This is a genomic window from Streptomyces sp. NPDC037203, from assembly GCF_055605065.1.
Genome location: NZ_JBVJUC010000008.1, coordinates 275,720 through 288,481, shown reverse-complemented (window position 1 = coordinate 288,481; position 12,762 = coordinate 275,720). Strand labels below are relative to the sequence as shown.

Genomic DNA, 12,762 nt, shown 5'->3' with positions numbered 1-12,762 from the left:
CACAGCACCGGGCCCGCACACCGTTCGGGGCGCGCCCCGTCCGGAAGACGGGCTACTTCTTCCAGTCCGCCCAGGACATGTTCCACCCGTTGAGCCCGTTCGCCGGGTCCACGGTCTTCTCGTGGGAGTTTTTGACGACCACCACGTCACCGAGGATCGAGTGGTCGAAGAACCAGGCGGCCGGCGTCGAGGAGTCGTAGCCGCCCTTGACGTCGCGCAGGCCGATGCAGCCGTGGCTGGCGTTGTAGTTGCCGAAGGCGCCGCCGCCCCAGTAGTTGCCGTGCGCGAAGGTGCCGGAGGTGGTCAGGCGCATGGCGTGCGGGACGTCCTTGATGTCGTACTCGCCGCCGTAGCCGACCGTGTCGCCGTTCATCCGGGTCACGGCCAGCTTCTCGCTGATGACCATCTGGCCGTTCCAGGTGTCGTAGCCGGGCTTGCCGGTGGTCACCGGGAGGGTCTTGATCACCTTGCCGTCGCGGGTCACCTTCATCGTGTGCCTGCTCGCGTCCACGACGGAGACCTGGGCGCGGCCGATGGTGAAGGACACCGTCTTGTGCTGCTTGCCGTAGACGCCGTCGCGGCCCTCGACGCCGTCGAGGTCGAGGTCGACGGTGACCTTGGTGCCGGGCTTCCAGTAGTGCTCGGGGCGGAAGTCGAGGCGGTCGTTGCCGAACCAGTGGCCCTCGACGTCGACCGGCGGATCGGTCTTGATCCTGATGGACTTCTCGACGGCGCCGGGGTGGGTGATGCCCCGTGAGAAGTCGATCGAGAACGGCATGCCGACGCCGACGGTGGAGCCGTCCTCGGGCGTGAAGTAGCCGGTGAAGGTGGCCTTCGGGGTGAGGGTGGTGAAGCTGGAGTCCTTGGTGGTGGCCTTGCCGTCGGTGTCCTTGGCGACCGCGTGCACCGTGTACCTGGTGCCGGCGGCCAGATGGGCGGAGGGCGTCCAGGAGGCGCCGTCGGCGGTGATGCTGCCGCCGACCTTCGCACCCCTGGCGTCCTCGACGGTGACCTCGGTCAGTTTCCCGCGGGCCGCGCTGACCTTGAGGGCGCCGTCGGTGGCGACGCCCGTGGCACCCTGCTCCGGGGCGATGCTGACGTCGGCCGTGGCGGGCCGGCCCTGCTGGGTCGCGGCGCCCTTGCCGTCGTCCTTGCCGCCCCCGCCCCCGCCGCACGCCGCGAGCGCAAGCACCAGGGAGCCGGCTATGAGCCCCCCGGCCGCGCGCCGCCGCCTCGCCACCGACGCCCCCGATATCGGCCGCACGTTCACGTCGTTCTCCCCTCGCAGGGCCTGCCCGGCCCGCTCCCCACCACAGTTGGTGCGCGCATATTAACTGCCCTGGTGTGAGCGGGATGTCAGGCGTCAGTCACCGTTCCGTCGCAACTTCCGCCTGCCACCCGAACCCTCCCCCGCGCGCCGCCCGTGGCCGTCCACGGGGTTATTTCACCGCGGAACCCGCCTTCCATGCCTGCCAGGACAGGTTCCACCCGCCGAAGCCGTTACCGGGGTCGACGGTCTTGTCCTGGCTGTTGACGATCTCCACGACGTCACCGACGAGGCTGCGGTCGAAGAACCACCCGGCGGGGGTGTCCGAACTGCCGCCCTGGACGTCCCTGAGGCCCACACAGCCATGGCTGACGTTGGCCACGCCGGGGGCGGTCGGGTCCCAGTAGTTGCCGTGCAGGAAGGTGCCGGAGTCGGTGAGCCGCATGGCGTGCGGGACGTCGGGGATGTCGTACTCGCCGCCGAAGCCGACCGTCTGACTGTTCATCCGGGTCTCCTCCAGCATCTCCATCACCACCATCTTGCCGTTGTAGGTGGGGTTCTCCGGGGCGCCCGCGGTGATCGGGACGGTGGCCAGCAGCCGGCCGTCGCGCCGCACCTGCATGGTGTGCGCCGCCGCGTCGACCAGGGAGGTCTGGCTGCGCCCGATGGTGAAGGAGAACGTCTTGGACTGGAGCCCGTAGACCCCCTTGGCGGCCTCCACGTCCCGCAGGGCGAGGTCGACGGTGACCTTGGTGCCGGGCTTCCAGTACTTCTCCGGGCGGAAGTCGAGCCGGTTCTTGCCGAACCAGTGCGGGCGGACCTCCACCGCGGGCCGCGCGGTGATCCGCACCGCGCGTTCGACGGCGGCCTTGTTCACGATGTCCGTGCTGAAGGCCAGGGAGACGATCTCCCCGGTGCCGACGAGGGAGCGGTTCTCCGGGGTGGCGTAGGCGATGAACCTCTTGTCGGGGACGTAAGTGGTGAAGGAGGCGTGCCGGGCCGAGCGGCGCCCGGCGGAGTCCAGCGCCACCGCGTCCACGGTGTACCTGGCGGCGAGCGCCAGCCGGTCGTCGTCCGGCCGCCAGGTCAGCCCGTCGGCGCTGAGGTGTCCGGGCACCGGGGTGGCCTGCGCGTCCTGTTCCCTGACGACCTTCACCTTCTCCAGGCGGCCGTCGGGCACACTCACCCGCAGCCGCCGGCTCTGCGGGATCGCCCTGCTGCCGTCGTCCGGGGCGATCCGGATGGTGTCCTCGGGTGCCGAAGTCCCGCCGGGTCTGCCGCCCAGGCCCAGCGGGCCCGAGCCGCCCGCGGAGCATCCGGCCAGCAGTCCGGCCCATGTCAGTACGGCCGCCAGTGCGGCCCCCGCGCGCCGTGCGCGCCCATGTACGTGCCTCACGCGCTGCTCAACGACCGGGCATGCTCCGGGGAAACGTGAGTGCGAGCCATGCGGTGGGCAGAACTGTGGGAAGGACGACACGTCAGGGAGCCGACCGCCGCGCCCGCACCGGAGCCGGGGGGCGCGGCCGCACCGGGCGGCCGGGTTCGCCGGCGGCCCGGAGCGCCGGGCCGCGCCGGGTCCGTCCGGGTGCCTTCGGGCCTGCCCGGCGGCCCGGCGCGCGGGGCTGCGCCGCTCCCGGCCGAGCCACTGGAAGAGGGGCCGACAGGTGACGAGCGCAGCCGAGCAGCGGGCACCGGCCGGAGGGCGGGCCGTGGTGCCCTCGACGAACGGCGCCCGGCGCGCCCCGGTGCCCGCCCCGCCGGTGCGGCCGGGGTCGCCGACCCCGCTGGGGGCCCGGTTCCGGGTCGGTCCGGACGGGGTGGCGGGCACCAACTTCGCGCTGTGGGCGGGCGGGGCGCAGGCGGTTCGGCTGTGCCTGTTCGACGCGGACGGCCGGGAGACACGGGTGCCGCTGACCGAGCTGACGCACGAGATCTGGCACGGCTTCGTGCCGGGCGTGCTGCCCGGACAGCGGTACGGCTACCGGGTGGACGGCCGCTGGGACCCGTGGACCGGCGCCCGCTGGAACCCCGCCAAGCTGCTCCTCGATCCGTACGCCCGCGCGGTGGACGGCGAGTTCACCCTGCCGGCCGAGGTGTACGGCCATGTGCGCGACTGGCCGGAGCAGCACGCCGCCGACACGGTGCGCGACGACCGGGACTCGGCGCCGTACGTCCCCAAGGGTGTCGTCGTCCACGATGACGACGACTGGTCCGACGACCGCCGCCCCAAGACGCCCTGGGCGGACTCGGTCATCTACGAGCTGCACGTCCGCGGCTTCACCAAGCTGCACCCCGGCATCCCCGGACACCTGCGCGGCACCTACGCGGGGCTCGCCCACCCGGCCGCGATCGAGCACCTGGTGACGCTGGGCGTCACGGCCGTGGAGCTGCTGCCGGTCCACCAGTTCGCGCACGAGGACCACCTGCTGCGCCGGGGCCTCGCCAACTACTGGGGCTACAACTCGGTCGGCTACTTCGCCCCGCACGCCGGCTACGCCGCCTCCGGTACGGCGGGAGCGCAGGTCGGCGAGTTCAAGCGGATGGTGCGCGCGCTGCACGCGGCCGGCATCGAGGTCATCCTCGACGTGGTCTACAACCACACCGCGGAGGCCGGGGAGCTGGGACCGACGCTGTCCCTGAAGGGCATCGACAACCGCGCCTACTACCGGCTCCAGGACGACGCCCGCCGCTACGCCGACTACACCGGCTGCGGCAACACGCTGCACGTGGTCCGGCCCCAGGTGCTGCGGCTGATCACCGACTCGCTGCGCTACTGGGTGACCGAGATGGGCGTGGACGGCTTCCGCTTCGACCTGGCGGCGGCGCTCGCCCGCTCGATGCACGACGTGGACATGCTCTCCCCCTTCCTCGCGGTGATCGCCCAGGACCCGGTGCTGCGCCGGGTCAAACTCATCGCCGAGCCCTGGGACATCGGCTCGGGCGGCTACCAGGTGGGCGCCTTCCCGCCGCTGTGGGCCGAGTGGAACGACCGGTACCGGGACGCCGTGCGCGACTTCTGGCGGCACGCGCTGCCCGACGTGCGCGAGATGGGCTACCGGCTCTCCGGCTCCAGCGACCTGTACGCCTGGGGCGGGCGCCGCCCGTACGCCTCCGTCAACTTCGTCACCGCGCACGACGGATTCACGCTGCGCGACCTGGTGTCGTACGAACGCAAGCACAACGAGGCCAACGGCGAGGAGAACCGGGACGGCACCGACGACAACCGGTCCTGGAACTGCGGCGCGGAGGGCGAGACGGCGGAGGAGCGGGTCCGCGCCCTGCGCCGCCGCCAGCTGCGCAATCTGCTGACCACGCTGCTGCTGTCCACCGGCGTGCCCATGCTGGTGGCAGGCGACGAGCTGGGGCGCACCCAGGGCGGCAACAACAACGCGTACTGCCAGGACAACCCGACGAGCTGGCTCGACTGGTCGCTGCTGGAGGAGCCGGGCTGGCGGGCCCTGTTCACCCTCACCTCCCGGCTGATCGCGCTGCGCCACCGGCATCCGGTGCTGCGCCGCCGCGCCTTCTTCTCCGGGCGGGCGCAGACCGCGGACGGGCTGCGGGACCTGGCCTGGTTCACGGCGCGGGGCGCGGAGATGGCCGAGGCCGACTGGTACGCGCCCGCGGCCACGCTCGGCATGTATCTGTCCGGGCGGGACATTCCCGGCCGCGACGAGCGGGGCGCGCAGGTGGTGGACGACAGCTTCCTCGCCGTGCTGCACGCGGGCGAGACCCCGACCGGCTTCGTGCTGCCGGGTCCGCCGTGGGCCGAGCGGTACGAGGTGGTGGTGGACACCTCCCGCGAGGACCAGTCGGCGGCGCCCGGCACCGTGCACCCGGCGGGCACGGAACTCACGGTGCCGGGGCGGGCGGTGCTGCTGCTGCGGGTCGTCTGAGCCCGCGCGCGGGCTGTGTGTGACGTGGATCACGCACCTCCGGTGCAGCGCGCGCGGGGGGCCAGGGCCTTTATCCCTGGTGAGAAGCGCCGGCGAGAAACGAGGACCCGTGGGAATGGAGCAGGCTCGGGCCGGTGAGTACGACGCGTTCGTGGCGGCCCGCTGGTCGGTCCTGTGCCATCTGGCCCGTCTGCTCACCGGGGGCGATCGGCATCGGGCCGAGGACCTGTTGCAGGAGTCCCTGGTCAAGTTGTGGTTCGCCTGGCCGCGGGTGGCCGACGAGGCGCCGGAGGCGTATGTGCGCACCGTGCTGGCGCGGGCGGCGGCCCGTTCGGCGCGGCGGCGCTGGTGGGGCGAGCGCCCGGTGGAGCAGCTGCCCGAGGTGGCGGCGACCGGCGACCTGTCGGCGACCGTGGCCGAGCGCTCCCGGCTGGAGACGGCGCTCGCGCAGCTGACGCCGCGGCAGCGGGCCGCCGTGGTGCTGCGCTACTACCAGGACATGCCCGACCGGCAGGTCGCCGAGACGCTCGGCTGCCCGGTCGGCACCGCACGCTCCCATGCCGCGCGCGGGGTGGCCCGGCTGCGGCAGCTGCTGTCGGACGTCATCGAGCCGGTGGGGTGAGTGATGAAGCTCGGTAATCACATGGACGGGACCGGCGAGGCCGAGGGGGCCGGCGGGACCGGTGGGGCAGGCGGCCCCGACGGCTTCGAGCAGCGGCTGGCGCGACTGATGCACGGGACGCTGGAGCACGCGCCGTTCGAGGCGCGGCACCGGGAGCGGCTGCGCGCCCGTGTGCGTACCCGGCGCCGGGTGCGGGCCGTGTACCGGGCCGCCGGTTCCGCGGCGGTGGTCGCGGGGCTCGGCCTCGGGCTGTTCCTGTGGCCGCACGGGCCCGCCGAGGTGCGGCCCGGCGGGCCGGTGCCCCGGCCCGCGACCAGCCCGGCGCCCTCGCCGTCGGCCGCGCCGAGCACGACCCCGACCGCCCCGCCCCCGTCGGCCCCGGACCCGTCGTCGAGCTCGACGAGTCCGGTACCGCCCGGCGCTCCCGGTTCGGCGCCGACCACGTCGTACCCGCCGCCGCCTCCCACCACGACCACCGCTACCACCGCTACCACCGCTACCACCACCAGGTGACACCGGACGGGGATTTCCTTTGATCAGCATCCGACCGGTCCGGTACTCCGGGCCGGCCCAGACCCCGGCGCCCCGCCGCGCCCCGCTGCCCACCCACCACGACGAGCCCGTGCTGGACCTGGTCGTCCCGGTGTTCAACGAGGAGAAGGACCTGGAGCCGAATGTCCGGCGGCTGCACGCGCATCTGCGCGACACCTTCCCCTACCCCTTCCGGATCACGATCGCCGACAACGCGAGCACCGACGGCACCGAACGCATCGCGGCCCGGCTCGCCCTGGAGATCGCCGAGGTGACCTCGCTCCGGCTGCCGGTGAAGGGCCGCGGCCGGGCGCTGCGGGCGGCCTGGTCGGGTTCGCGGGCGCCGGTGCTGGCCTATCTGGACGTCGACCTGTCCACGGGGCTCGCGGCGCTGCTGCCGCTCGTCGCGCCGCTCATCTCCGGCCACTCCGACCTGGCCATAGGGACCCGGCTGGCGTCCGGCGCGCAGGTGGTGCGCGGGCCCAAGCGCGAGGTGATCTCGCGCTGTTACAACGTGCTGCTGCACTGGACGCTCGCCGTCGGCTTCTCGGACGCGCAGTGCGGGTTCAAGGCGGTGCGCCGCGAGGCCGCCGAGCGGCTGCTGCCGCTGGTGCGGGACGAGGAGTGGTTCTTCGACACCGAGCTGCTGGTGCTCGCCGAGCGGGCCGGGCTCAGGATCCACGAAGTGCCGGTGGACTGGGTGGACGACCCGGACAGCAGCGTCGACATCCTGGCCACCGCGCTGGCCGACCTGCGCGGGATCGCCCGGATGCGGCGCACCCTGGCCGCCTCGGGTCCGCGCGCCCGCCGTCCCCGCCCGGCCGCGTGACCGCGACCCTGCCGCGGCCCCTCGCCCCGGCCCTCGCGCCCGGCTCCCGGCTGCGCGCCGCCACCCGCCGACACGGTCCCGTCCTCGCCGTGTTCGGCGCGCTGAAGCTGGCCGGGTTCCTCTCCTTCATGTATTTGCTGTCCGCCGCCGGTGACTACCGGGGCAAGGACCCCCGCTTCGGCGGCGGGGCGCACGCCTGGGACGTGCTGGCCACCTGGGACGGCTGGTGGTACCAGCAGATCGCGCTGCACGGTTACGACCCGAAGCTCGTCCCCGTGCCGGGCGCCACCGGGATGATCACGCTGGAGGGCAACTCGGCGGCGTTCTTCCCGCTGTACCCGGCGCTGATCCGGATGGCCTCCGCGGTGACCGGCCTCGGCCCGTACGGCGCCGGGCTGCTGGTGTCGATCCTCGCGTCGTTCGCGGCCGCGCTCGGCGTCCACGCGGTGGCGGAACGCTTCGGCGGGCGCCGCGCGGGGCTGGCCGCGGCCGGGCTGTGGGCGGTGTGGCCGGGCTCGGGCGTGGAGTGGGCGGTCTACTCGGACTCCCTCTACGTGGCCCTGGCCGTCTGGGCCTGCTACGCCGTGCTGACCCGCCGCTGGCTCGCCGCCGGGGTGCTCACCTTCGCGGCCGGCCTCAACCGGCCCACGGCCGGGGCCCTGATCGCCGCGCTCGCGGTGGCCGCGCTGCTGGCGGTGCGCCGGGGCGAGGACGGGGTGCTGCGCCCGCTGACCGCGCTGGCGCTGGCCCCGCTCGGGCTGCTCGGCTACCTGCTCTGGGTCGGCGACCGGATGGGCGACCTCGGCGGCTACTTCAAGCTCCAGTCGGGGGCGTGGGCGCACCGCTTCGACTACGGCAGCCAGACCCTGGACGTGCTGCGCTCGGTACCGGTGGGCCGGTTCGGCGACTACCTGTTCGCCTACCCCTACGCGGACATGATCGGCGTCGGCGTGGTGCTGCTCGCCCTCACGCTGCTCCCGCTGCTGATCCGGCTGCGCCCGCCGGCGGTGCTGGTCGTGTACACCGTCCTCACCCTGGCCCTGGTCCTCGGCAGCCAGCAGATCTTCGCCAACGTCTCGCGCTACCTGCTCCCCTGCTTCCCCCTCTTCCTGCCGCTCGCCGCCGCGCTGCGCCGGCTGTCGCTGCCGATGCTGTGCACCGTGCTCACCTTCGCGGCCCTGGCCTCGGGTTCGTACGCGGGGTACGCGCTGTTCGAGCTGGGGGTGCCGTAGCCCAGAGCACCTCGCCGTCCGTGCTCCGGTCCGTCGGCCGCAGGCCGAGGGCCCGTGCGATGCCCTTGGACGCCTCGTGTCCGGGGTGGATGTGCGCGGTCAGCCGGTCCACCCCGCGGGCGCGCAGCCACGCGGCCATGGCGAGCGCGCCCTCCCTTCCGTAGCCCTCGCCCTGGTGGCCGACGCCGATCACCCAGGCGAGTTCGGCCTCCGTGTGGTCCCCGTCCGACGCCTGGAGGGTGGCCTGCACGGTGCCGACGAGCCGCCCGTCCGCGCGCCTGCGCAGCATCCAGTTCAGCCAGCCCTGCGAGCCGTCCGGGGAGTGCCCGGCCGACTGGCGCCGGTACCGGGCCTCCAGTTCGGCCAGGGTGGCGGGTGCGCCGCCGGTCCAGGTGTGCAGTCGTACGTCGTCGAAGACGCGCACCGCCTCCGCCGCGTGCGCGACCCGCAGGGGTTCGAGGCGCAGGCGGGGCGTGTCGAGGGGGGTGGCGGTCGGCCGGATCACGAGTCTCCCGTTCAGGCCAGGCTGTCCTGCCACGCCTGGTGCAGGTCGGCGAACCGGCCGGTGCCCGCGACGAGTTCGGCGGGTGAGCCGTCCTCGATGACGCGGCCGTCGGCCATCACCAGGACCCGGTCGGCGATCTCCACGGTGGACAGGCGGTGGGCGATGACCACGGCGGTACGGCCGCGCAGGACGGTGGACATGGCGCGCTGGACGGCCCGTTCGCCGGGGATGTCCAGGGAGCTGGTGGCCTCGTCCAGGATGAGAACGGCCGGATCGGCGAGCAACGCACGCGCGAAGGCGACGAGTTGGCGCTGCCCTGCGGAGATTCGGCCACCGCGCTTGCGCACATCGGTGTCGTAGCCGTCGGGCAGCGCGCTGATGAACTCGTGGGCGCCGATCACCTTCGCGGCCCGCTCGATCTCCGCCCTGGAGGCGTCCGGGCGGCCGATCGCGATGTTGTCCGCGACGGTCCCGGAGAACAGGAACGCCTCCTGGGTCACCATCACCACCCCGCGCCGCAGCTCGGCCGTGGGCAGGTCGCGCAGGTCCACCCCGTCGAGCAGCACCCGGCCCCGCGTGGGGTCGTAGAAGCGGGCGAGCAGCTTGGCGAGCGTGGACTTGCCGGCGCCGGTGGAGCCGACCACGGCCACCGTCTGCCCGGCCGGCAGGGTCAGGTCGAAGCGGGGCAGCACCTCGCCGCCGGTGCGATAGGCGAACGCGACCCCCTCGAACCGCACCTCGCGGCCGGGGAACCCACCGCGGGCAGGCGGCAGTTCGGCCGGGACGGCCGGCTCCGGCACGGACGGCGTCCGGGCGAGCAGGCCCGCGATCTTCTCCAGGGAGGCGGCGGCCGACTGGTAGGAGTTCAGGAACATCCCGAGCCGGTCGATCGGGTCGTACAGGCGGCGCAGGTAGAGCACCGCCGCCGCCAGCACACCCAGTTCCAGCGAGCCGGACGCCACCCGGTAGGCGCCCCAGAGCACCATGCCCGCGACCGCCGTGTTGGCGACCAGCCGGGAACCCACCACATAGCGGGCCATCTCCAGCATGGAGTCCCCGTTGGTCCGCTCGTGGGCGCGGTTCAGCTCGGCGAACGCGGCGTCGTTGGCCGCCTCCCGGCGGAAGGCGCGCACCGGGCGGATGCCGTTCATGGTCTCCACGAACTTCACGATCACCGCCGCGATCGCCGTGGACCGGGCCCGGAACACCCGTCCCGCGCGCCGCTGGTAGAGCCGGACCAGGAAGTACAGCGGGACGAAGGACGCCACCGCGACCGCGCCGAGCCCGAGGTCCAGCCAGAGCAGCATGGCCGAGATGTAGACGAAGGACAGGACGACCGTCACCAGCTCCTGGAGCCCGTCCTCCATCAGCTCCCGCAGCGACTCGACGTCGGTGGTGGAGCGGGAGATCAGCCGCCCGGAGGTGTACCGCTCGTGGAAGTCGATGCTGAGCGCCTGCGCGTGCCGGAAGATCCGCCCGCGCAGGTCGAGCAGGACGTCCTGGCTGACCCGCGCGGACTGCCGTACGAACGCGACCTGGAGGCCGCCGGAGAGCAGCGAGCACAGCAGATAGCCGGCGCCCACCGCGATCAGCGGACCGTACCGGTGGTCCCGGAACGCGGGTACGGCGCGGTCGATGGCGTACGCCACCAGCAGCGGGCCCACCTGCACGGCCGCCTGCTGGAGCAGCACCAGGGCGGCGGTCAGGGCGGCGCGGGCCCTCATCGGCGCGAGCAGCGAGCGCAGCAGGGCGGCGGTGGCGCCGGGCGGGGAGGGCAGCACGTCCCGGTCGAAGGGGTTCTCTGGGCTGGTGGCGGTCAACGGGGTTCCTCCTCGCCGGACATGAGGTGCGCGTATTCGGCGTTGCCGCGCAGCAGCTCCTGGTGGGTGCCCACGGCCGTGATCCGGCCGCCGGAGAGCAGCGCCACCCGGTCGGCGAGCAGCACGGTCGAGGGGCGGTGCGCGACGATCAGCGCGGTGGTGTCCGCGAGCACCCGGCGCAGCGCGGCCTCCACGGCGGCCTCGGTGTGCACGTCCAGCGCGGACAGCGGGTCGTCGAGGACCAGGAACTCGGGGCGGCCGACGACGGCCCGTGCCAGCGCGAGCCGTTGCCGCTGGCCGCCGGAGAGGCTGAGGCCCTGCTCGCCGACGCGGGTGTCGGTGCCCTGGGGCAGCGCGTGCGCGAACTCGGCCTGGGCGATGGCGAGGGCGCGGTCGAGCCCGTCCCTGCCGGTGCCGTCCGGGGCGCCCATGAGGACGTTCTCGCCGACGGTGGCGGAGAAGAGGGTGGGTTCTTCGAAGGCCACGGCGACCTTCTCGCGCAGCTCCTGGCGGGGCATGGCGGTGATGTCGACGCCGTCGAGGGTGATACGGCCCGAGGTCACCTCGTGGAGGCGGGGGACGAGGGCGGTGAGCGTGGTCTTGCCGCTGCCGGTGGCGCCGACGAGGGCCATGGACTCGCCGCGGCGGATGTGCAGGTCGATGTGGTGAAGGAGGGGCGGGGAGCCGGGGGGCGCGTCGGGGTAGCGGAACCGGACGCCCTCGAACCGGAGCCCGGCCTCCCGGACGGCGACCGGGGCGGCCGCCGGGAGCCGGGGGCGGGACCCGGCCGGGGCGGACGCCGGAGGCCGGGTGCCGGAGTCGGCCGGCTCCGGCTCGTGTACGGCGCCTCCGGACGGCTCGGGTTCCGGTTGCCGTACGCCGCCTTCGGCTGGTCCCCCCTCCGGTGCCTCGTCCATCGCCTCGAAGTACCGCTCCGTGGCGGTGGCCGCCTCCTGGCTCATCGCCAGCAGGAACCCGGTCGACTCCACGGGCCAGCGCAGCGCGAGGGCCGTACTGAGGAAGGCCACCAGCGTCCCCGCCGACAGGTCCCCGTCCGCGACCTGGACCGCGCCCAGCACCAGCGCCGCCCCGATCGCCACCTCCGGCAGGGTGACGATGACGCCCCAGATCACCGCCAGCAGCCGCGCCTTGTGCAGCTCGGTCCCCCGCAGTTCGGCGGAGAGGGCGGCGAACGCCCGCGCCTGGCTGCGGTGCCGGCCGAACCCCTTGATGACGCGGATGCCGAGCACACTCTCCTCGACCAGCGTGGTCAGGTCCCCCACCTGGTCCTGGGCCCGCCGCGCCGCCCGCGCGTACCGCCCCTCGAAGACCACGCACGTCCACAGCACCGGCACCGCGGGCACCAGCACGACCAGCCCGAGCAGCCAGTCCTGGGCCAGCATGATGACCACGCCGACCAGGATCGTGACGCCGTTGACCAGCAGGAACGTCAGCGGGAAGGCGAGGAACATGCGCACCAGCATCAGATCGGTGGTGCCCCGCGACAGCAACTGGCCGGAGGCCCACCGGTCGTGGAAGGCGACGGGCAGCCGCTGGAGATGCCGGTACAGATCGGCCCGCATCCGCGCCTCGACCTGCGACAGCGGACGGGCCACGAGCCAGCGCCGGATGCCGAACAGCACCGCCTCGGCGATCCCGAGCAGCAGCAGGTACAGCGCACCGAGCCAGACCCCGGCCGGGTCCCGGTCGGCGACGGGGCCGTCCACCATCCACTTGAGGACGAGCGGGATCACCAGGCCCGTGCAGGAGGCGACGATCGCGACGAGGGCCGCGGTGAGCAGCCGCGCCCGCACCGGCCGCACATACGGCCACAGCCGCAGCAGGCTGCGCGCGGCGGATCTGTCCTCGGGGGTTTCACGTGTCGTGGGCATCGCGAACGAGCGTACGGAGCGGCACCCGGATCGCCCACCGAGTTTTGACCGGGCCCCGCTCCGCCGCTGGTCCTACGCCCCCCCGGCGCCCGTCGGGTCGTAGCCCCGCATCAACCGATCGGCTGATGCGGGGTCGGGCGGGCCGGCCGATGTGCCGGGCCCCCGCCG

The 12,762-nt window shown here is 73.7% G+C and carries 9 protein-coding genes and 1 pseudogene; 5 read left to right on the top strand and 5 right to left on the bottom strand.

Annotated elements, in window-relative coordinates; translation table 11 throughout:
* Positions 1-52: 52 nt before the first annotated feature.
* Both ACZ7EC_RS22980 and ACZ7EC_RS22975 read right to left on the bottom strand, forming a co-directional pair.
* Positions 53-1,270, bottom strand: coding sequence for a L,D-transpeptidase (locus ACZ7EC_RS22980; RefSeq protein ID WP_471065184.1), 1,218 nt, complete (start codon positions 1,268-1,270; stop codon positions 53-55).
* A gap of 169 nt (positions 1,271-1,439) precedes the next feature.
* On the bottom strand, positions 1,440-2,663 hold the full coding sequence (locus ACZ7EC_RS22975; protein WP_471065182.1) for a L,D-transpeptidase: 1,224 nt from the start codon (positions 2,661-2,663) through the stop codon (positions 1,440-1,442).
* Positions 2,664-2,931: 268 nt separating this feature from the next.
* Here ACZ7EC_RS22975 and glgX point away from each other — a divergent pair, with 268 nt between their 5' ends.
* From glgX to ACZ7EC_RS22950, 5 genes and pseudogenes are all read left to right on the top strand, one after another.
* Positions 2,932-5,163, top strand: a complete 2,232-nt coding sequence (glgX, locus tag ACZ7EC_RS22970) for a glycogen debranching protein GlgX (RefSeq protein WP_471065180.1) — start codon at positions 2,932-2,934, stop codon at positions 5,161-5,163.
* Between the two features lie 115 nt (positions 5,164-5,278).
* Complete coding sequence (locus ACZ7EC_RS22965) at positions 5,279-5,785, top strand: SigE family RNA polymerase sigma factor (RefSeq protein WP_471065177.1); 507 nt, start codon at positions 5,279-5,281, stop codon at positions 5,783-5,785.
* 257 nt (positions 5,786-6,042) lie between these two features.
* Complete coding sequence (locus ACZ7EC_RS22960; RefSeq protein ID WP_471065175.1) at positions 6,043-6,321, top strand: hypothetical protein; 279 nt, start codon at positions 6,043-6,045, stop codon at positions 6,319-6,321.
* Positions 6,322-6,383: 62 nt separating this feature from the next.
* A pseudogene (locus ACZ7EC_RS22955) lies at positions 6,384-7,103 on the top strand (dolichyl-phosphate beta-glucosyltransferase); the annotation flags it as partial.
* A 38-nt stretch (positions 7,104-7,141) separates the two neighbouring features.
* On the top strand, positions 7,142-8,377 hold the full coding sequence (locus ACZ7EC_RS22950; RefSeq protein WP_471065173.1) for a hypothetical protein: 1,236 nt from the start codon (positions 7,142-7,144) through the stop codon (positions 8,375-8,377).
* On the opposite strand, the gene ACZ7EC_RS22945 is transcribed toward ACZ7EC_RS22950, so the two are convergent.
* From ACZ7EC_RS22945 to ACZ7EC_RS22935, 3 genes are read right to left on the bottom strand one after another with little or no spacing between them, the layout of a single operon-like run.
* Positions 8,310-8,882: a GNAT family N-acetyltransferase gene (locus ACZ7EC_RS22945; RefSeq protein WP_471065171.1), complete on the bottom strand. Its 573-nt coding sequence runs from the start codon at positions 8,880-8,882 to the stop codon at positions 8,310-8,312. The genes ACZ7EC_RS22950 and ACZ7EC_RS22945 overlap by 68 nt on opposite strands.
* An 11-nt stretch (positions 8,883-8,893) precedes the next feature.
* Positions 8,894-10,702: an ABC transporter ATP-binding protein gene (locus ACZ7EC_RS22940; RefSeq protein ID WP_471065169.1), complete on the bottom strand. Its 1,809-nt coding sequence runs from the start codon at positions 10,700-10,702 to the stop codon at positions 8,894-8,896.
* Entirely contained in the window at positions 10,699-12,594 is a 1,896-nt protein-coding gene (locus ACZ7EC_RS22935) for an ABC transporter ATP-binding protein (RefSeq protein ID WP_471065167.1), read from the bottom strand. Before ACZ7EC_RS22935 ends, ACZ7EC_RS22940 begins: the two co-directional genes overlap by 4 nt.
* Positions 12,595-12,762: the final 168 nt, after the last annotated feature.